This is a genomic window from Tautonia sociabilis (genome assembly GCF_003977685.1).
Taxonomy (GTDB): Bacteria; Planctomycetota; Planctomycetia; order Isosphaerales; family Isosphaeraceae; genus Tautonia; species Tautonia sociabilis.
Genome location: NZ_RYZH01000030.1, coordinates 15972 through 35848, shown reverse-complemented (window position 1 = coordinate 35848; position 19877 = coordinate 15972). Strand labels below are relative to the sequence as shown.

Sequence of the window (19877 nt, the reverse complement as noted above, 5' to 3'; positions counted from 1 at the left end):
CGCGCCCCCTCCGGCCGCCGGAGCCCCCGCCATGAGTCATTGCGGACGCATCATCGCCCCTCCCCTGAGCCGCCGGGCCATGCTCTCGCGGTGCGCGAACGGCTTCGGAGCCCTGGCGATGGCGTCGCTGCTCACCGAGCGGGGGTTCGGGGCTCGGCTCGCCCCGGAGGGGGGGAGCTGGGAGGCCGGGGGCCTGCACCACCCGGCGAAGGCCCGGAGCGTGATCTTCCTGTACATGGATGGTGGGCCGTCGCAGGTCGACACGTTCGACCCCAAGCCCCGGCTCGACCGCGAGCACGGCCAGCCGATCCAGGCCCGGGTCGAGCCCACGCAGTTCAACAACGTGGGGGCCGTGCTCCGCAGCCCCTGGCCGTTCCGGAAGCGGGGGGAGAGCGGCATCCCGGTCAGCGACCTGTTCCCGCTCGTCGGCGGCTGCGTCGACGACCTGGCGGTCGTCCGGTCGATGGTCTCGAACTTCTCGGAACACACGAACGCGAATTATTTTCTGCATACGTGTTTCGGCCAGCAGGGCCGACCCAGCGCCGGGGCGTGGGTCACCTACGGCTTGGGCTCGGAGAGTGAGGACCTGCCCGGCTTCGTCGTCCTCAACGGCGGCCTGATCCCACCGGGAGGGCTGGACTGCTTCGGCAACGGTTTTCTCCCCGCCTCCTACCAGGGATCGGTCCTGAAGGCCGGGGAGACGCCGCTGGCGAACATCACTCCGACCGAGCCGACGGCCGAGGATCAGCTCCGGAAGCTGGACCTCGTTCGGGCGATGGATCGGGACGTCCTGGCCCGCGTGGGCGACCACGACGCGATCGAGTCGGCCATTGCCAACGGCGAGCTCGCCTTTCGGATGCAGTCGGCCGTGCCCGAGCTGACAGACCTCTCGGGAGAGTCTCCCGAAACGCTTCGGCTCTACGGCTTCGATGCGCCGTACCCGCCCACGCGGTCGTACGCCCGGCAGTGCCTGCTCGCGAGGCGGCTGGTTGAGCGCGGGGTGCGGTTCGTCGAGTTGACCTGCCCCGGCGTCGGCCACGACCGCTGGGATCAGCACAGCAACCTCAAGGTCGGACACGAGGACAACGCCCGAGCTGTCGACCAGCCCATCGCGGGGTTGCTCCGCGACCTGAAAGGCCGCGGCCTGCTCGACTCGACTGTCGTCGTCTGGGGGGGGGAGTTCGGCCGCACCCCGATGGCCCAGGGGACCGACGGCCGCGACCACAACCCCTTCGGCTTCACCATGTGGCTGGCCGGCGGCGGCGTCAAGGGCGGCACCATCCACGGCGCCACCGACGACTACGGTTACCACGCCGTGCAAGACAAGGTCGAGATCTACGACCTGCACGCCACCATCCTCCACCTGCTCGGCATCGACCACACCCGGCTGACCTACCGCTTCAGCGGCCGGGACATGCGCCTGACCGATGTCCACGGCCGGGTCGTCCCGGAGCTCCTCGCCTGAGCCCGACCGCGACCGTCGGGCCAATCTCGCCCAATCTCCGTCCGAATCGGTCGAATTTCCCGATGTGGCCGTCGTGTTGGTCCGGCGCATGCGGGGCGATGGCCGACGGTGGCTTCGCCCCGGATCGGAGAACCATCGGCGTCGCACCGTCGTAGAATTTCTGGGGAAAACCGAGACGACCGTCGTCGAGGAGAACCCGAGAAAACGACCCGAGGCTCCTGGTGCGAGGAGGTCAACGATGATCGCTCCCATCGCCGAGACGACCCTGTGGCAGCGCAACCTGGCCTCCTTGATCCGTTCGGGGCTGTTCGAGCGGGCCGAGGTGGTCGCCTATCGCGGCCTGTACGCCGTTGTCGGCATCTACCGGGATGGTTCCCCGTCGGCGCCCCTGGCGAAGTACGCCGATCGCCGCCGGGCTGATGACGCGCTGGTCGTTGTCGAGAAGTTGATTGACCCTACCGTCACAGCCGAGCTCAACTGAGCCGACCTGAGCTGACCGGGGTCGACCGGAAGCGGGGGGGCTGGCTCCGGCCCCTCCGCTCGTGATGGCTCTCTCGGACTCCGGGCTCTTCAGGGCGGGGAGTCGGGGAGGGAACAGGTTCTCGCGATTGGTGGCGTCCTTGCTTGCGAGGGCTCCGCGCAGGCGGGTTGAATCGAGACGGTCCGGATCACCGCCGCCGGGAAGCCGGGCGGATGCGATCGATCGCCTCTCGGCAGAACGCGAGCAGGCCGGTGTCGATCAGTTCGCGCTCGATCAGGGTGAAGGGGGCGCGGCTGGGAAGGGTAGCGACCACCTCGTCGAGCAGCAGCCGGGAGAACTCGGCCCGGGCCTCGCGAAGGAGTTGTCGGGTGGTGGGGACAGAGAGCTCGCGCCCGAGCTGGCCGCCGACCCGATCGGCCAACTCGGCGGACGAGAGGCCCGGGGCATCGACTCGAGAGCGGAGCGTCGTGTGGAAGGGGCGTCCGGTCTGGCGCTCGATGTCTTCCAGCCGCCGCCAGGCGCGCCGGAGGAGTTCCTCCCTCCAGATCGCGTTGAAGCGGCCGATCTCCTCGTCCGCCTCGGTCAGGCCTCGAAGCTCCTGAAGGTCGTGGACCGTCTGGGCATCCCGGCGGTGGGCCACGACCAGGAGGGCGAGGCCGGAGCCGAAGCGATCGCGGAGGAGACCGGCGGATCGATCCCCCTCCTGGAGCAAGCGTCGGGAGAACTCGAGGAAGAGGGCGTCGGCATCTTCCGCGTGGCCGACGGCCCCTCCGAGATAAAGTCGAACCGCCTCCTGGTAGCGATCCAGGATCGCCTCCCGTTCCGTGGGGTCGAGGGGGAAATCGGCCACCCGCGCCTCTCCCTGAGCAGGGAGTCGGCCGATTCGGGCGACCTTGGCGGCGTCATCGTCCATCCAACGGGCCTCGCTCCTCAGCCTCCAACTCCGGTCCGTGCTAGCGATTGTGGCGAGGGGACGACCGGCCCGACACACTCCCTCACGCTCCCCCGGCTCGTCCACATCCCGAGATTGATCAACGCATCCCTCCGGACTTGGCCGTGTGGGAATTTTGTCAAGCTCCAGAAGGGGATTCCAGAGGCGCTGCGGCCGAGCGACGCGGAATGTTGACTCCGGAAGTCAGGCGTGCTCGGAGGCGAAGAGCGGCGTGCCCGGCCGGGGTCGCCGCGGGCGAGCCTCGCCAACGGGGCTGGGGAATCTCGCGGTGGGCGGGGACGGATGGGTGATGGGATGACCGCCCAGCCCAGGGGACAAGGCTTCGGTTCGGATTCGAGGGAGATGGGATGGGGAGATCATCCCCGGAGGGGACACTGAGGACGGATGGGAAAGCGGGGCGGCTCGCCCCAAAGAGGGACGCGAACCGCCGGAGGGCCGGCGGTCCCGGACGGTCGACGCGCGGTGCCCCGGTCGCAAGCAGGGGCCTGGACCCAGGCCAGCTCCCGCGCCCGGATCAGAGCGGGTAGAGGTTCCCCAGCTTCTCTCGGGCCTCCCGGCTGCCCTTGGAGGCCTTGATCAGCGGGAAGGTCTGCATCTTGCCGTCGACCTCGAGGGTGAGCTTGCCCTCTCGGATCACCGAGGTCGCCACGCGGACGCGCCGGGTCGTGCCGTTGGGCAGCCAGACCTTGATCGACCGGAGGTTCGGCTTGAACTTCCGCCGGCTGATGCCGGTGATCTTGGTGCCGACGCCGCCAAGGTACTTGGCCTTGCCGCGTGTGGTCACATGGTTGCCGAACGACGTCTTCTTGCCGCTAACTTCGCACTGCCGTCCCATCGGACTGACTCCTGGTCAACGCGGGTGCCGCGATCGCTGGGGATCGGGACCGCTCACTCCTCGTCGCCGACCTTGACCACCTGCCGACCGCGATAGGTGCCGCACTCGGGGCAAACCGTATGCCGCGGCTTCAGGTTGCCGCACTGGTCGCAGGGGATCAGCACGATGGTGAACTGAAGGGCGTCGTGGCTGCGCCGCATCCCCTTCTTGGACTTTGATGTACGCCGCTTCGGTACGGCCACGGCACACGCTCCGGCGAACTGCCTGGGTCGGGTGGATAGTGGAAAAGGTCCCATTGTAACCGAGGCCGCCGGGACCGGCAAGAGGGAGGCCCGGAGGCGACGCCCCGACGGATCCGGACAACACGAACCGGGGCCCGACCTAGGATTCTCGGAGACGGCTTCGACGAGACGCCGCGCCCGGGTCACGAGCGACCGCTCGGGGTGTCCCTTCATCGTGAGAGGCCGAGGGTCCGGGGAGGGCGCTGGGGGACAGGGTCATGGTACGAACGGTTCGAGCCGGGGAGAGGAGGTCGGGGGCGGCGGCGGTGGAGATGGCGGTCGTGCTGCCGCTGTTCATCGCCCTGATCCTTGGCACCATCGAGGCCTCCCGCCTTGGCATGGTTTCCCAGCTGCTCCACGTCGCCGCCCGTGACGCCTGCCGTGCCGCCGTGCTTCCCGGCGCCACCGAGGCTGGGGTCAGAGCCCGCGTCGACGCCACCCTCGCCGGCTCCGGCATCGATCCAACCATGGTCATCTCCACCACCGCCGCCAGCAGCTGGACCACGGCCCCGGCCCCCAACCCCATCACCGTCACCCTCAGCGTCCCCTTCGACCGCGTCAGCTGGCTGGGAGACCCCTTCGCCTTCGGCGGCACCACCGTCACCGCTTCGGCCACCATGTGCAGCGAGAAAGACGACTGAGCGCCGCCCTCCCCGCTCGCGGTCGCACCAAGCAGGACCCCCGCCGATGAGAGGACTCGCCCCCCGCAGACGATCCGGACGGCCGAGGCGACGCGGCGCCACCATGGTGCTGACCGCCGTGATGATGACCACCATTCTCGGCTTCGTCGCCCTGGCCGTCGACACCATGGTCCTGGCCGTCGCCAAGCACCAACTCAGCACCGCCGCCGACGCCGGCGCGCTGGCCGGCGCCGCCGCGCTGGCCGACGAGCGCCGGTTCGCCCCCGACGCCCCGCTCGACGACATCATGGCCGCCGCCCACGAGCGGGCCGAGCTCTTCGCTGAGCGGAACCCGGTGCTCGGCCGGCCGCCGGTGCTTTACCCCAACCCGTCGAACTCCCCCGATGGTGACATCGTGCTCGGATACATCGAACACCCAACCGATCCGAACAGCCCGTTTCTGACCGACCCGTCACTCCAGCCGCTGTTCAACTCGGTGCGGGTCCGGGCGGTGCGGTCGGCCGAGCGGGGGGGGATCATCCCCGCGTATTTCGCCCGCGCCATCGGCTTCGAGGGGACCGCGCTCGGCGCCGTCGGCACGGGATCGGCCCTGGTGTACGAGGTTGATGGTTTTGGGTCCGACCCCGACACGAACGCCGGTCTGCTGCCGATCGTGCTCGACAAGAACACCTACGAGGACATGATCAGCCCATCGGTCACCACGACCGATCAGTACCGCTACGACCCGATCACCCGCACCGTCAGCGCCGGGGCGGACGGGGTGGAGGAGTCCCAACTCTATCCGGTCAAGAACGGCTACCCGGGCAACTGGGGCACGGTGAAGATCGGGGTCTCGAACAACAGCACGAGCACGCTCGGCGCCCAGATCCGCTACGGCGTGACCCCCCAGCAGCTGGGGACCTACCCCGGCGGCAAGCTCACGCTCAATCAGACCGACGCCCAGGGAAACACGTATGTGATGCTGGGGGGCAACCCTGGCATCAGCTCGGGGATCAAGGACGACCTGGAAGCGATCATCGGCCAGCCGCGGACGATCCCGATCTACGACCCGGCCGGTTCCGGCGGCAACGGTAACAACGCGCAGTACAAGATCATCGCCTTTCAGCCGGTCCGCGTCCTGGCGGTCAGCTTCAAGGGGAACCCGAAGTACGTAATCGTCCAGCCGGCGATGATCAACGACCCGACGGCAATCCCCGGCGATCCGAAGCCCAACGGTTGGACGTCCGGCGGCGGGCTGATCCGGCTGCACCTGACGCGCTGAGGCCGGGGGCAGGGCCAGTGGGCCCCGGTGGGAGGACCCTGCCGGCGGCTCGGAGACTGACCGGGCCAGGACCGGGTCGGGGACGGGGACCGGGACCGCGTTGCGAATCGGCAACGGGGATGTTGAGCCCGAGGTCGTCTTGGCTCGGGCGCGGAATAGGCTTCTCCGGGACGGTCCACCGTCGCCGATCGCCGGGCCCGACGGCCCGGGGGTGATGCGGTGTCCCGGAGCCGGCGAGGCCTCTCTCCTCGGCCGGCCCCTGAGCGGACGCTGGGAACCCGGCCGGGGCGACTCCCCCGGGAAGGACGAGCCACGCCTTGCGCTTCGGCGCCCCGGGCCTCCGCCCCGGGGCGGAGGAGGACCTGGCGAAGCTCCTCGACCACTCCCGGACGATCCCGATCGACGACCCGGCCGATTCGATCGGGATGGGGGACACGAGGCGGTACCAGATCGCCGGCCGCGAGCCGATCGGGCTCGCGGCGGTGGGGTTCAGCGGCATCCCGAAGCTCGACATCGTCTGGCCGGCGCCGACGCGCGACCCGACGGCGATTCCCGGCCGGCTCCGGTCGATCGGGGAGGCGGGCGGGGAGTTCCGGCCGCACCAGACGCGATACCCCGGGCGGTCCATCCCCCGCCCGGCGACCCGAGGAGGAGAGGCACATGAAACGACCTTCGATCGCCCTCGTCGCCTGCCCGTTGGTGGCCGTGGCGTGGATCGCTTCGGCCGGCCCGCCGCCGGCCCGCGCCCAGGAGGTCCCCGCGGTCTTCGACCGCGTGGAAGAGGACTGGGAACTGGTCATTGGGGAGCCCGACCTGCTGGCCGAGGGGCCGCAGATCACTACAACGATGAGCCCGCTGGGGGACATCACCGGGCTGTTCGTGGCCCTGAACCTGAACTACCGTAGCCAGCCGTCCTACCAGCCCGGCGGGCTGGAGGTGGTGTCCTACGACGGCGATCGCGTGCTGGGAACGTCGACCCAGCGCACAAGCCGGCTGGCCACCGAGGGGGAGACGATCACCTGGACGCAGTCGCTGCGGCTGTCGGGGGGGCTGCTCGACTACGAGATCATCGTCGGGAATTCGACCACCTGGGGCCGATTCGGCCAGGGGTCGGGGGCGAACCTGGCGGTCCGGATCGCGACCGGACTGGAGTCGATGACCGCGTACCGGCCGACGACATCGGTCTCCTACTCGGGGCCGGGCTGGCAGTCCAACCGCGTCTCGTCGATGAGACTGATGCGCGTGCGTTACTACAACGGCGGAATGCTGGTCTCGACCGACGAGACGCCGCGGTCGGTCAATCTGGGGCTCTGACGTCGGCCGACCACGGCGTGTTGCCGTGGAGCATCTCCGGCGGGCGCCTCTGGCCGCTCGGCGAAAGCTGACCTAGGGTTCTCTCGGCCCCCCCCCACAGCCGGGGCCGAGGGACGAGAGGAGAAACCGTCCCGGCCCGCTCCCCGCGGGCAAGGGGCGGGGGACGAAACCGACGACACCAGGGCCGCCGCCCGCGAGCGCCTCCGGGCGGGGCCCGCACCGAGGGACTCCAGAGAGATGAACACGCTGATCGCTCGCCTCCGCCGCTTCATCAAGAACGAAGACGGACCGACCGCCGTCGAGTATGCCGTCATGGTCGCCCTGATCGCCGTGGCGATCATCGTGACCGTCCGGGCCCTGGGCACGAACCTGAGCACGACCTTCAGCAACGTCAGCAGCGCGCTGCCCTCCGGCACGACGAGCTGATGGACCGCGGCGGCCCCCCGCGGGCCGGCCGAGGGGCGAGGGCCCCCGCCGGGCGGCGAGCGGCCGCCCGGCGGGGGCCCTTCGCCATTTCATGTCCTAGGATCCTCATAGGAATCGTCCCGGGGCCGGGGGAGCCGGCCGGCCGGGGCGCAGGGGAGCTCGAAGCGATGACGTTCACCCTGCCGATCGGCGCCGCCTGGGTCGTCTCCGCGGCCATGACCTACGGGGCGTGGATCGACGGTAAGGAACGCCGGGTGCCGAACTGGCTGACCCTGCCGATGGCCCTCTGCGGCCTGTCCTTCTGGGCCGGCAAGGCCGGGGCCGAGGGCCTGGTCTGGTCGGCGCTGGGCCTGGTCGTCGGCCTGGTCTTCCTCGGCCTGTTGTTCTGGTACGGCGGCGTCGGGGGCGGCGACGTGAAGCTCTTCGCCGGCTTCGGCGCCTGGGTCGGCCCGTCGGTGGCGCTCAACGCGCTGGCGGCCGGTGCCATCGTCGGCGGCATCATGGCTCTGGCGATGGTCGCCCAGAGCGGCCAGTGGGGCCGGCACTGGCGGACGGCCCGAGAGATCGTCCAGGAGATCGCCACTGTGCGCCACCCCGACAAGGTCTCCGAGCTGGCCGCCGCGCGCAAGCCCACGCTGCGGCTGCTGCCCTACGGCGTCCCGCTGACGATCGGTTCGGTCGGCTACCTCGCCTGGAGCGGTCTGCTCCATTGACCTTATGAAGCGGCCCCGAGGCCGAGGAGGACCGGGATGAACGGGAAGGCGTTCCTACTGCTCGGCATGGCCGCGGCCTGCGGGCTGACGGCGATGTTCGGCGTTCGAACCGTGCTCGACCGCAAGCCGACGAGCACCGTGCCCATGAGCCGGGTGCTGGTCGCCGTCCAGGAGATCAAGGTCGAGCAGACGATCACCGATGAGCTGGTCTCGATCAAGGAGATGCCCACCGAGTCGGTCCCGCCTGGAGCCCTGACCGAGGCCAAGCAGGCCCTCGGCCGCTGGGCGATGATCCGCATCCTGCCCGGAGACGTGATCCTCGACGGCAAGCTCGCCCAGAAAGGGACGCCCACCGGCATGATCGCCCGCATCTCCCCCGGGATGCGGGCGTTCGCCATCCGCGTCGACGAGCAGAGCGGCGTCTCCGGCTTCATCCTGCCCGACTACCGTGTCGATGTCCTCCAGCCCCGCCCCGACCAGCCGAACCGGGCCGACGTCATCCTGGAAAACGTCCGAGTCCTGGCCTCGGGCCAGATCATCGAGAGCCCCGAGGAGCGAGCGATTGACGCCAACACCGTCACCCTGGAGGTCACGCCGGAGCAGGTCCTCACCCTGGCCAACGCCATGCAGCGAGGCACGCTCACGCTGGCCCTCCGGGGGTTAAATGACGATCACACGATCATGCCTCCGCCAGAACCGGTCCTGGCGGCCGAGGAGCCCGAGCCGGCCCCCGAGCCCGAGCCGGCCCCCGAGCCCGAGCCGATTCTGGCGTCCGCGCCGGCGGTGCCGGCCGAGATCGCCCCGCCGGTCGAGCGCCAGGCCCCCCGCCGCTTGACCGTCTTCATGGGCGGAGCACTGCATCGGATGCACGAGGTCGGGGCCCGACCAACCCGGGCGGAGCCGGCCGAGGTCGTGGTGGCCGCCCCCGACGCCCGGAGGCCGTTCGTCCTCGACGGTTTCGGAGACCTCCCCCCGCCCCCCCCTCCGGCGGCCGACCTCCCCCAATGATCCCGGCCGAGCCCGGGCCGAACGGACCTCCGACCGACGCCCCAGACCGGCAGATCCCCCGATGAACAACGCCCGACGCCTCCTCCTGGTCGACCCCGATCCCGCCTCGCGCGCCGCCGTGCAGGCCGCGCTGGCCGGGCTCGGAGTCGCCAGGGTCGAGCGGACATGCCCCAGCTACGACGAGGTGGCCCGGGCCCTCGACTCCTCGATCGACCTGGTGGTGATCGTCCTCGACACCGACACGGATCGCGCCTGCGGAGCCATCCGGCAGGTGGCCACCTCGGTCCCTCGGATCCCGGTCCTGCCCGCCAGCCGATCGCGGGACGGCGAGACGATCCTCAAGGCGCTCCGGGCCGGCGCCACCGAGTTCCTGCCGCTGCCGGTCGATCCCGCCGAGGCGCGTGCCGCCGTCGAGCGTCTGCTGCCCGACGAGCTTCCCGCGGCCGGCGGCAACGGCAAGCTGCTGACGATCGTCGGCTCCTCCGGCGGCGTCGGCTGCACCACCCTGGCGGTCAACCTCGCCTGCGCACTGGCTCACGCCCCGGGCGCCTCGGTGGCCCTGGTCGACCTCGACCTGCTGCTCGGCTGCGTCGACACGCTGCTGGACGTCATGCCTGAGCTGACGCTAGCCGACGTGACCACGGAGATCGACCGCTACGACGAGACCCTGCTGCACCGCGTGCTGGCCCGACACGACTCGGGCGTGCACATCCTTTCGGCACCAACGGCCATGGAAGACGCCGCCCGGGTCGAACCCGAGGCCCTCCGCCGGCTCTTCGAGCTGCTGCTCCGCGCCTTCCGCTTCGTGGTGGTCGACGCGAGCAAGGGGTTCCAGGCCACCGACTTCGTCGCCCTGGAGCTCTCCGACACCATCCTGCTGGTCACCCAACTGGACGTTTGCGGCCTGCGCAACGGCGCCCGGCTGATGCAGGTCTTCCGCCAGGTCGATGGGCTCTCCGAGCGGGTCAAGGTGGTCGTCAACCGCGTCGGCTCCGACCTCACGAGCATTGGCCTGAAGAAGGCCGAGGAGACGCTCGGCGCCCCGATCGGCTGGCAGATCCCCAACGTCACGGACGTGGTCGGCGCGGCGCGGACCAAAGGGGTCCCGCTGGAGCTCGAGGCGCCCAAGCACCGGGTGACCCGGGCGATCCAGGAGATCGCCCGCTCGTTCGCGCCGCTGGGGGTCGAGCGATCCGCGAAGCCGATCTTCGGGAAATTCGCTGCAATGTTCACATGATCGATATTCGATCCCGGTCCCCGCCCGCCCCCTGGCCACCTGGGGACCTCCGGAGGCCCCCTGACGATGCTCAACGGATTCGGCCGCAGCCCGCTCGGCCACCGCGCCCTCGGCCCCACCCCCGTCCCCACCCGGCCCCCCGGCGGCGTCGGCGCCGAGTCGCCGGAGCCCGCCGCCGCGCCGCCGCCTCCCCCGCCCCCGAAGGCCAAGGCCAAGGAGCCCGAGGCCCTCGCCAAGGCCGACCCGGCGGTGGCCCAGTTCGAGGCGATCAAGCGCCGCATCCACGGCAAGCTCGTCGATCGCCTCGACTTCAACCGCGTCAACGAGCTCGACCCCAGGACCGTCCGCGCCGAGGTCCGGGCCGTCATCGAGCACTTGCTCGACGAAGACGACCCGATGCTCAACAAGGCCGAGCGTCAGCGGCTCGTCGACGAGATTCTCGACGAGACCTTCGGCCTCGGCCCGCTGGAGGCCCTGCTCAAGGAGGAGGGAATCGGCGACATCATGATCAATGGGCCCCGGCACGTCTTCATCGAGAAGAAGGGCCGGATCGAGCGCTCGGTGATCAACTTCCGAGACGACGACCACCTGCTCCAGATCATCGACCGCATCGTCTCCCGCGTCGGCCGGCGCATCGACGAGAGCTCGCCGATGGTTGACGCCCGCCTGCCCGACGGCTCCCGCGTCAACGCCATCATCCCGCCCCTGGCCCTCGACGGGCCGGTGCTCACCATCCGCATGTTCGGGTCCAAGCCTCTGAGTCAGGACGACCTGCTCCGGTTCAAGGCCTTCACGCCCGAAATGCTGATGTTAATGGAGGCATCCATGAAGGCACGCCTGAATATTGTCATATCTGGCGGCACGGGATCGGGCAAGACGACGCTGCTGAACACCCTCTCCAGCTTCATCCAGAACGACCACCGCATCATCACCATCGAGGACGCCGCCGAGCTGCGTCTCCAGCAGGAGCACGTTGTCCGGCTGGAAACCCGGCCGCCGAACGTCGAGGGCCGAGGGGCCGTCACGGCCACCGACCTGGTCAAGAACGCCCTCCGGATGCGGCCCGACCGCATCATTATCGGCGAGTGCCGAGGCGCCGAGACCCTGGACATGATCCAGGCCATGAACACCGGCCACGAGGGCTCGATGACCACCGTCCACGCCAACAACCCGCGCGACGCCATGAGTCGACTGGAGACGATGATCTCCATGGCTGGCCTGGAACTGCCCATCCGCGCCCTCCGCGCCCAGTTCGCCTCGGCCGTCGACCTGATCATCCAGGCCAACCGCCTCCAGGGCGGCCCGCGCAAGGTGACGAGTATCACCGAGGTCGTGGGCATGGAGGGGGACACGATCATCATGCAGGAGATCTTCAAGTTCGAGCAGCTCGGCGTCGACCCCAACGGCCGCGCCCACGGCCGATTCGTCGCCACCGGCATCCGCCCGACCTTCATGGAGCGGCTGGAAGCCTCCGGCTGCTTGCTGCCGCACGACCTCTTCCGCCAGCGTGTCCTGCTGGAGGACTGATTCCGAATGTTGCGGAAGGCGGACGGTGGGATCGACGCGAGGCCGGGCCCCGGACCGCCCCTCGGCGGCCGCCCCATCGTGCCCCGGCGGAGAAGGGGCGTTTGAGCGGGATCTCCGCGCAAGAGTCCCGCCCCCGGGCAGTCCCGCGAGGGCGTCGGCCGAGGCCGGAATCACGAGTCGGCACGGGAATCGTGACGTATGGTGATTTCATCGGACGTGCTGTTCACGCTCGCCGACGGGTGGTGACAGACGCCCGCGCCGTCAAGGGGCGAAGCCCCGCCCGCCGGGCCGCACACCGCCCAACCGCACCGGAGCCGCGACGATGGACCCCCTCACCCTGGTGACGATCTCCGCCGGCGCGGCGATCGCGCTGGTGGTCGCCGGCCTTGCCATGGTGCTGATGAAGCCGCAGTCGGCCGTGGCCGAGGAGCGGCTCGAGCATCTGACCACCGGCAAGCGGCCGAAGAAGCAGCGCCAACTGGCGGCCGACTCGCTGCTCCGGGCGCCTCCGGTCAACTCCCAGCAGCTGGCGATCGACCGGTTCCTGCCCAGCGCCGACTCGTTGAAGGCGCTCTACGAGCAGGCCGACATGAGCACGCCGCTGAAGACCTACCTGACAATCTCCGGCGTCATGGGGCTGATTGGGGGCTTGATCGGTGCCACGCTCATCTCGCCGCTGCTGGCACCAGCAATCGCGCTGGCGATGGGGGTGGGCCTGCCGCTGCTGTACCTGGTGCACCGCAAGCGAAAGCGGATCGCGCTGTTCATGGCCTCACTGCCCGAGGCGGTCGAGCTGATGAGCCGGGCCCTGCGAGCCGGCCACGGGCTGTCTTCAGGAATGCAACTGGTTTCCCACGAGATGAAGGGCCCGGTCTCGGCCGAGTTCGGCCGCGCCTTCGAGGAGCAGAACCTCGGCGTGCCGATGGACGACGCGCTGCGCGGGATTTCCTCGAGGGTGCCGACGATGGACGTCCGCTTCCTCGTCACCGCCATCATCATCCAGCGCACCACGGGCGGCGACCTGGCCGAGGTGCTCGACAAGATCGGCCGGCTGATCCGGCAGCGATTCGAGCTGGTCGGCCACGTCAAGGCGCTGACCGCCGAGGGGCGGCTCTCGGGCCTGGTGCTGATGGCCCTGCCGCCGGGCCTGCTGGGGTTCATCGCCTTCAGCAACCCCTCCTACGTCGCCCCGCTGTTCCAGACGACGACGGGCACGAAGCTGCTGGCCGTCACCATCGTGCTCCAGGTTCTGGGGGCGCTGGCGATCAAGAAGATCATCTCCATCAAGGTCTGACCCGCATCCCAGGCCCGGCCGGTGGTCCGGCCGGCACCGAGAGGCCTCCCCGTGCCGACCCTGCAGACCCTGCTGACGCCCGAGAACCTGGTGCCGCCGGCGGCCTTCCTCGCCTTCATGCTCGGCGGCTGGGCCGTCCTGCTGATCCTGGGGGCCCGGCCGACCAAGGCGGAGGATCGCCTGAAGCGGATGCTCGACCGCTCGCAGCACGACGCCGAGCGCGCCCGGGCCGAGCGTGAGCGCCGACGGATCCAGGACCGGGTCGCCGAGGCCGCCCGAAAGCTCGCCGCCCCGGTCCAGCCAAAGAACGAGGAGGAGCTGGGCAAGATCCGCACCGCCCTGCTCAACGCCGGCATCCGCAGCCCTCAGGCCGTCCAGGTGTACCTCGGCCTGAAGGTCATCGGCCTGCTCATCGGCTTGGCCTTGGCCACCCCCTCGGCCATCTCCAACGGGTTCGACCGCAACTCGCTGCTGACGGTGGTTGCCGCCGGCGGCCTCGGCTTCTACCTGCCGGCGCTCGTCGTCGCCCAGAAGAGGCGGCGGCGGCAGCAGGCCATCTTCCTCGGGCTGCCTGACGCGCTCGACCTGATGGTCGTTTGCGTCGAGGCCGGCCTCGGGTTCGACGCCGCCATGCGGCGCGTGACCGCCGAACTGGTCGACTCGTGCAAGGAAGTCTGTGACGAGCTGAATATCGTCAACTTCCAGATCCAGATGGGCCGCCCGCGCCGCGAGGCCCTGCGCGATCTGGGTATCCGGACCGGCGTCGAGGACGTGCGCGCCCTGGCCGCCGTGATCATCCAGGCCGAGAAGTTCGGTTCGCCGATCGGCCAGGCGCTCCGCGTCCAGTCCGACGCGATGCGTACCCGACGCCGCCAACTGGCCGAAGAAAAGGCGGCCCAGACGGCGGTGAAGATCATGCTGCCGCTGGTCCTGTTCATCTTCCCCGGCGTCTTCGTCGTCCTCGTCGGGCCCGCGGCCATCAAGATCATGGAAACCATGATGACCAATTGATCCGGTCCGATCCCATCCGATCCCATCCGATTCGATCCGAACCTCCGGCCGACCGGCCCGAGCGGGGACCCCGCCATGCCGAGCCAGACCTCCCCCCCCATCGATCGGCACGCCTCGGCCCCCGAGGCCCAGAGGCTCCGGTTCGGGGTCTCTTTGATCATCCTGATCCTGACCGTCCCGTTTCTCTTCGATGGCGCCAAGCTTTGCTACGCCCGCTGGGCCGCCCTCTCCGGGCCGGTCCCCATCATTCAGACCCCGGCCCTGGACCTCGCCGTGAGGTACATCGACGAGGTTTCCTCGGTCGCCCGCCGCCGCGCCGCCAAGCCCTTCGGGCGGGTTCCCGTCCCCATCGAGTGGGCTGTGGGAGCCCTGATCACCAGCCTCTGCATCGGGACGCTCATCATGAGACACAACCGACTGCGATGACCCCTCGGCGGCGCGGAAGCCGTCTGCGCCGATGCCCGATGCCCGATACCCAGAACCGGGTACCGGACGGTTGATGGAGGCGAGTCGAAGCCCGATGCGGCGCGGCCGACGACCGATCGACGTTCGCGGACGGCCACTCGCCGGATGCCGGACTGGGGCCCAGCGGCCTTGCGTCCCCTCCAGTCAGCAATCGGCCCGCTGGCGGCTCGTCCCGGTCATCCGGCCACCGGCAACGGCCAACCGGCATCCTTCCCGACCGCCCCTGAGCCTCCCCCCGGCCTCACGCCACGGCCCGGCTCTGGCCGTCGGCCAGCAGGCGGGCCGTGGCGTCGGCGGCTTCCTGGCCGCTGCGGATGCAGTCGGGCACCCCAACGCCAGAGAAGGCGTTGCCGGCCAGGAACAGGCCCGGGAGCGAGGCGGCCCGGCGGCGGATCGCGGCCACGCGATCGAGGTGGCCGAGGGTATACTGCGGCATCGCCCGGGCATGTCGGGCCACCCGACAGAGGATCGGCTCTCCGGAGGCGCCGAGCAGCTCGCCGACCTCTCGGCGGGCGATCGCCTCCAGCTCCTCATCGTCTCTGTCGAACAGGGAAGCCTGCAGGGCTCCTCCGATAAAGACCCGAAGCAGCACCGAGCCCTCCGGCGCCCTCCCGGGAAACTTCACACTGGTGAACGAGATCGCCAGGATCTCCCGGCCCTCGACCGCCGGCACGACGGCGCCGAAGCCGTCGAGCGGGTGGGAGACGAGCTCTCGGGGGTAGGCCAGCTGAACGATCGCCGAGGAGGCGTAGGGGATCGACCTCAGGTCCAGCGCCAGCTCGGGGGCCTCGCCGTCGATCAGGCGAGCGGCCGAGTGCGCCTCGACGGCGAGGATCACCGCGTGCGCCTCGATCGGCGGGCCGTCGAGCAGCTCGACCCGCCAGGTCCCCTCGGCCTCCTGCCTGGAGATCCGGCGGACCGAGGCCCCCAGGCGGACCGAGCCCGGGGGCAGCGACCGGGCGAGCGTGGCCGGCAGGACCCCCATCCCCCCCGCGATCGTCTGGAAGAGGCTGTAGCGTGCCCCGGATGCCCCCCGACCTTCCTGCCTCGCCGCCCGGCCCTGACGGAGGGCGGCCAGGAGCAGGCTCCCGTGCTCGCGCTCCATCTGGGGGAACTGCGGCATCGCGGCCCGGAGGCTCAGTTCCTCCGGGTCGGCCGTGTAGATGCCGGCCACGAGCGGCTGTACCAGATGATCCAGCGCCTCCCGGCCGAGCCGGCGACGCACGAAGCTCGCCAGGCTCTCGTCCGCGTCGTCCAGCCGAGGGGGGAGCAGCAGGTCCAGCAGCATCCGCAGCTTGCCCCGCCAGGAGAGGATCGGCGAGCCGAGCAGCGGGCCGAGCCGCTGCGGCGCCATCAGCACGAACCCCTCGGGCACCGGGAGCAGGCGGCCCTTGCGCACGACGAACGAGCGCCGGTAGCGGTCATCGGTGCCGATGAGCTGGTCTCCTAGGCCGATCTCCCGGCAGAGCGCGACCGCTTGCGGCTTATTTGTGATGAACGAGTCGGCCCCCCCCTCCAGGGTGAAGCCGTCCACCCGGTCGGTCCAGATCGCGCCGCCGACCCGATCCCTCGACTCCAGCACCGTCAGCTCCAGAGGAGTCCGGGGGGCTCCAGAGCGCTGGATCAGGCGATGGGCCGCCGTCAGGCCAGTCAGCCCGGCACCGACGACAACCACCCGATGGACTCGAGCGGAACGTTCCGACACGACGGCCAATCCTTCGGACGAGGCTGATCCCGGTCGCCTCCACCCGGCCTGATCGTCCGGCCGGTCCGGGCCCCCGGGCGGCGACGGCACCGCGGATCACTTCCCAGTTTAGGACCGTCGGCCCGACCGGCACAAGCGCCCAGCCATCCCGGAGCGGATCGGGGCCGGGCCCCCGAGGAAAACGATCCCGGGCCAATCGCCTCGGCCGCCCAGGGTGGGCCTGGCAGACGAACGACCCCGCCGGGCCGGGAGCCGGCCGGGCGGGGTTGGTGAACATGGCGAGGCGAGGCGAGGCGAAGTGAGACGACGCGGAGCGGCGGGGGGTCAATCCACGGTGCCGCTCATGTCCTGGGTCTCGGTCGCGACCGGGTCGGCGGCCGGAGACTCGGGCTCGGCCGGGGCGGGGGCCGGAGCGGGCTCGGGCTCGCCGCCGCCGCAGCCAATCAGCAGGGTCAGGGTCGTCAGGGCGGCGAGGCGTCGGAGGTGGAGCATCATCGTCGGAGGGACTCTCGTTGGGGCCTCAGGCGGGCAAACCAAAACGGGCGGGGCCGGACGGGATGAACCCCGGCCGGCCCTCGCCGGGAGATCGTAGAACCCGGGGCTCAGAACTGGTCGGCGGAGATGACCTCGCCACCATTGCGGGTCGAAAGGGCGTGATAGACGCCCATCCGGCTGGTGTTCACGTCCCCGGTGATCTGGCCCATGTCGATCGTCTCCTTCAGGAACCGGACCGAGCCGTCGCCGAAGAGGAAGTTGGCGCCGCCGGGGTGGTTCGACCGGAAGCCCCACTGGCCGACCTTCAGGGCGACCGGGTTGGCGAACCAGTTCCGGGACGACGGCGGGGTCGGGTGAGACATCCAGGCATACGCATCGCCGCCGACCTCGGCCGCGCTTCGGACATGCTTGGCGTTGATCCGAGGGACCGCGAACCGCAGGCCAGTGGGGCGGTGGAGCATGCCATCGCCGAACCACTCGCCCGAGTTCCAGAAGTTGAAAATGCCGCTCACCTCGTTATCGTCCCGGGCGGCCTCGCCGACAAACAGGGTGTTGCTGGTACCGTCCTTGATCGACGAGATCCCGTAGTTCCAGTTGCGGACGAACGAGCCATTCCCCTGGAGCACGCCGCACATGGGGTCGGACGAGCTGCCGGTCCAGTATCGCCAGAAGTTGATCGTGCCGGCGTTCCCCGCATAGGAGCCATGCGAGTAGCCGGGATAGCCCTCAGGGGTCGGGTCGGAGACGCCATCCGACGGGCAGGCGTAGGTCGCCACCCGCTGATTCAGCGCCGTGATGTTCCGGATGCTGTTGGCCGGCGCGTTGATGTTGACCGAGGCGTAGAGGTTGGTCCCCTCGATAAACTGCAGCGAGTAGGTAAACAGCGTGTGCCGCAGCCTGGTGTCGCACGGGTTGCTGCCGGAGGCCAGCGCCTCGCCGTTGTTGGGGATGTTCGAGAGAATGCCGAAGGGGAACGAGCCGTAGGCGCTCTCGTAGTTATGCAGGGCGATGCCGATCTGTTTCAAGTTGTTGGTGCACTGGGCGCGTCGGGCGGCCTCTCGGGCCGATTGGACGGCCGGCAGCAACAGGGCGATGAGCACGCCGATAATGGCGATGACCACCAGCAGCTCGATGAGCGTGAAACCGCGGCTCGCGGCCGTTCGAGCCTTCATCGGGGTTCAATCTCCAGGAGATAAAGGTCGGACGAAGATCACTCTCCAACGATGAGGGGCGGAGCTCCCGAGGGAACGCGCGGGCCTGGCCGGTTCGGGAAACCGGTCGGGTGCGGTTTACCTCGCCGGGAGGATCCACTGAACCCGATCATTCCTGAGAGAGGAAGCGGTCATGCAAGGCAGCACGTTGACCTGCCCTTCCGAACTCGGCGCCGGACCATCGATTTTCAGCGGGCAGGACCGAGCGATCGCCGACCTGTCTCCGGAGTCGAGCCGGAAGGCTCGTGTGATCCCAACGCTCGTCAATCACTCACTCCGGCGAGCGTTTGCACATCCGGAGTCTGAGAGGAGAGAGGAAAATGACTTGGGGCGCAGGGATGACCCAAGCATGCTAACCGTCTGACCCGAGAGAATGCAACTGTTTTTTCATCATGTGCCGCGACAACGCGCCAAAAAAAAATCGCGACGCTTCGCGGAGCGAGGATCGGAGCCTCCGGATCGACGGCCCGTCAGCGGGCTTGATGGACGTACTCCACCAGCGCCCGGACGTGATCGACGGGCGTTTGGGGGAGGATCCCGTGGCCGAGGTTGAAGACATGACCGGGTCGCCCGGCGGCCTGGTCGAGAATCCGGCGGGCCTGGCGCTCGATCTCCTCGCGAGAAGAGAGCAGCACGACCGGGTCGAGGTTGCCCTGGACCGCCACGCCTGGGCCGAGCCGGTCCCAGGCCTCGTCGAGCTCCACTCGCCAGTCCAGGCCGATGACCGATCCTCCGGCGTCGCGCTGGGCCTCCAGCAGGGTTGCCGTGCCGGTGCCGAAATGGATCGTGGGCACGTCGGCCGGCAAGGCGGCGAAGAGCCGACGCATGTGCGGTTGCACGAAGCGCTTGTAGTCGGACGGCGAGAGCGTGCCCACCCAGCTATCGAACACCTGCAAGGCCTGGGCACCCGCCTCGGCCTGGGCGTTGAGGTAGACCGCGGTGGCGTCGACCAGCCGGCTCATGACCACGTCCCAGGCGCCCGGATCGCGGTACATGAACGCCTTGGCCCGGTCGTAGTGCCGCGACCCGCCCCCCTCGATCGCATAGCAAGCCAGCGTGAACGGGGCCCCGGCGAAGCCGATGAGCGGGATCGACGCCGGAAGCGCCGCCCGGATCTGCGCCACCGCCTCGGTCACGAAGCCCAACGGCGTCGCGTCGGGCATCTCCCGGAGCCGGTCGACGTCCTTCGGCTCCACGACGGGATTGTGGATGACCGGGCCGTCCCCCTTGGAGAATTCTAGGTCGAACCCCAGGGGTTCGAGGATCAGCAGGATGTCGGCGAAGAGGATCGCGGCGTCGACCCCCAGCCGCTCGGCCGCCGAGACGGTCACCTCGGTGGCCAGTTCCGGAGTCTTGCACAGTTCCAGGAAGGAGACGTTCGAGCGGAGCTCGCGGTAATCGGCCATGTAACGCCCGGCCTGCCGCATCAGCCAGATCGGCGTCACTTCGGTGGGTTCGCGTCGGCAGGCCTTCAGGAAGGGGGGATCCTCGTGGCGATCCGGCATGAGCGAGCGTTCCTGTCGATGTTCCTCGACGCCCGCTCCGGCGGGGCCGG

20 protein-coding genes are annotated in these 19877 nt (G+C 69.7%); 13 read left to right on the top strand and 7 right to left on the bottom strand.

The window, feature by feature from the left end:
• The first annotated feature begins 31 nt into the window (after nucleotides 1-31).
• Together TsocGM_RS15620 and TsocGM_RS15615 are read left to right on the top strand one after the other, a co-directional pair.
• Nucleotides 32-1465 (top strand): DUF1501 domain-containing protein, encoded by a 1434-nt coding sequence (locus TsocGM_RS15620; protein WP_126726395.1) that lies wholly within the window; start codon nucleotides 32-34, stop codon nucleotides 1463-1465.
• A 238-nt stretch (nucleotides 1466-1703) separates the two neighbouring features.
• Complete coding sequence (locus TsocGM_RS15615; protein ID WP_126726394.1) at nucleotides 1704-1946, top strand: hypothetical protein; 243 nt, start codon at nucleotides 1704-1706, stop codon at nucleotides 1944-1946.
• 187 nt (nucleotides 1947-2133) lie between these two features.
• Here the strand turns inward: TsocGM_RS15615 and TsocGM_RS15610 are convergent, their stop codons facing one another.
• The 3 genes from TsocGM_RS15610 to rpmF all read right to left on the bottom strand — a co-directional run bounded on the left by TsocGM_RS15610 (nucleotide 2134) and on the right by rpmF (nucleotide 3975).
• Nucleotides 2134-2859 carry a hypothetical protein gene (locus tag TsocGM_RS15610; protein ID WP_126726393.1) on the bottom strand — a complete coding sequence of 242 codons (726 nt, stop codon included), beginning with the start codon at nucleotides 2857-2859 and terminating at the stop codon, nucleotides 2134-2136.
• Nucleotides 2860-3412: 553 nt separating this feature from the next.
• Entirely contained in the window at nucleotides 3413-3733 is a 321-nt protein-coding gene (gene rpmB / locus TsocGM_RS15605; RefSeq protein ID WP_126726392.1) for a 50S ribosomal protein L28, read from the bottom strand.
• 53 nt (nucleotides 3734-3786) lie between these two features.
• Nucleotides 3787-3975, bottom strand: coding sequence for a 50S ribosomal protein L32 (gene rpmF, locus TsocGM_RS15600; protein WP_126726391.1), 189 nt, complete (start codon nucleotides 3973-3975; stop codon nucleotides 3787-3789).
• Nucleotides 3976-4232: 257 nt separating this feature from the next.
• On the opposite strand from rpmF, the gene TsocGM_RS15595 reads away from it, so the two are divergent.
• The 11 genes from TsocGM_RS15595 (at nucleotide 4233) to TsocGM_RS15545 (ending at nucleotide 14872) form a co-directional block, all read left to right on the top strand.
• Nucleotides 4233-4655: a TadE/TadG family type IV pilus assembly protein gene (locus tag TsocGM_RS15595; protein ID WP_126726390.1), complete on the top strand. Its 423-nt coding sequence runs from the start codon at nucleotides 4233-4235 to the stop codon at nucleotides 4653-4655.
• Between the two features lie 46 nt (nucleotides 4656-4701).
• The gene (locus TsocGM_RS15590) at nucleotides 4702-5916 is read left to right on the top strand and encodes a pilus assembly protein TadG-related protein (protein WP_126726389.1); all 1215 of its coding nucleotides are present in this window, start codon (nucleotides 4702-4704) and stop codon (nucleotides 5914-5916) included.
• Between the two features lie 660 nt (nucleotides 5917-6576).
• Entirely contained in the window at nucleotides 6577-7230 is a 654-nt protein-coding gene (locus TsocGM_RS15585) for a hypothetical protein (protein WP_126726388.1), read from the top strand.
• A 237-nt stretch (nucleotides 7231-7467) separates the two neighbouring features.
• Nucleotides 7468-7656 (top strand): Flp family type IVb pilin, encoded by a 189-nt coding sequence (locus TsocGM_RS15580; protein ID WP_126726387.1) that lies wholly within the window; start codon nucleotides 7468-7470, stop codon nucleotides 7654-7656.
• A gap of 167 nt (nucleotides 7657-7823) precedes the next feature.
• Complete coding sequence (locus TsocGM_RS15575; protein ID WP_126726386.1) at nucleotides 7824-8369, top strand: A24 family peptidase; 546 nt, start codon at nucleotides 7824-7826, stop codon at nucleotides 8367-8369.
• Nucleotides 8370-8405: 36 nt separating this feature from the next.
• Nucleotides 8406-9377: a Flp pilus assembly protein CpaB gene (gene cpaB, locus TsocGM_RS15570; protein ID WP_126726385.1), complete on the top strand. Its 972-nt coding sequence runs from the start codon at nucleotides 8406-8408 to the stop codon at nucleotides 9375-9377.
• A gap of 61 nt (nucleotides 9378-9438) precedes the next feature.
• Nucleotides 9439-10614: an AAA family ATPase gene (locus TsocGM_RS15565; protein ID WP_126726384.1), complete on the top strand. Its 1176-nt coding sequence runs from the start codon at nucleotides 9439-9441 to the stop codon at nucleotides 10612-10614.
• A 66-nt stretch (nucleotides 10615-10680) separates the two neighbouring features.
• Complete coding sequence (locus tag TsocGM_RS15560; RefSeq protein ID WP_199756803.1) at nucleotides 10681-12141, top strand: CpaF family protein; 1461 nt, start codon at nucleotides 10681-10683, stop codon at nucleotides 12139-12141.
• Nucleotides 12142-12463: 322 nt separating this feature from the next.
• Entirely contained in the window at nucleotides 12464-13435 is a 972-nt protein-coding gene (locus tag TsocGM_RS15555; protein ID WP_126726383.1) for a type II secretion system F family protein, read from the top strand.
• Nucleotides 13436-13486: 51 nt separating this feature from the next.
• A complete protein-coding gene (locus TsocGM_RS15550; protein WP_233578943.1) occupies nucleotides 13487-14446 on the top strand; it encodes a type II secretion system F family protein in 960 nt (319 codons plus the stop codon).
• A 75-nt stretch (nucleotides 14447-14521) separates the two neighbouring features.
• Nucleotides 14522-14872 (top strand): hypothetical protein, encoded by a 351-nt coding sequence (locus TsocGM_RS15545; RefSeq protein WP_126726382.1) that lies wholly within the window; start codon nucleotides 14522-14524, stop codon nucleotides 14870-14872.
• A 280-nt stretch (nucleotides 14873-15152) separates the two neighbouring features.
• Here the strand turns inward: TsocGM_RS15545 and hemG are convergent, their stop codons facing one another.
• The 4 genes from hemG to hemE all read right to left on the bottom strand — a co-directional run bounded on the left by hemG (nucleotide 15153) and on the right by hemE (nucleotide 19827).
• The gene (gene hemG / locus TsocGM_RS15540; protein WP_233578942.1) at nucleotides 15153-16616 is read right to left on the bottom strand and encodes a protoporphyrinogen oxidase; all 1464 of its coding nucleotides are present in this window, start codon (nucleotides 16614-16616) and stop codon (nucleotides 15153-15155) included.
• Nucleotides 16617-16940: 324 nt separating this feature from the next.
• A complete protein-coding gene (locus TsocGM_RS26085; protein ID WP_158633580.1) occupies nucleotides 16941-17111 on the bottom strand; it encodes a hypothetical protein in 171 nt (56 codons plus the stop codon).
• 107 nt (nucleotides 17112-17218) lie between these two features.
• Nucleotides 17219-18283 carry a DUF1559 domain-containing protein gene (locus TsocGM_RS15535; protein WP_126726430.1) on the bottom strand — a complete coding sequence of 355 codons (1065 nt, stop codon included), beginning with the start codon at nucleotides 18281-18283 and terminating at the stop codon, nucleotides 17219-17221.
• A 509-nt stretch (nucleotides 18284-18792) separates the two neighbouring features.
• On the bottom strand, nucleotides 18793-19827 hold the full coding sequence (gene hemE, locus TsocGM_RS15530; RefSeq protein WP_126726380.1) for a uroporphyrinogen decarboxylase: 1035 nt from the start codon (nucleotides 19825-19827) through the stop codon (nucleotides 18793-18795).
• Between the last annotated feature and the right edge of the window lie 50 nt (nucleotides 19828-19877).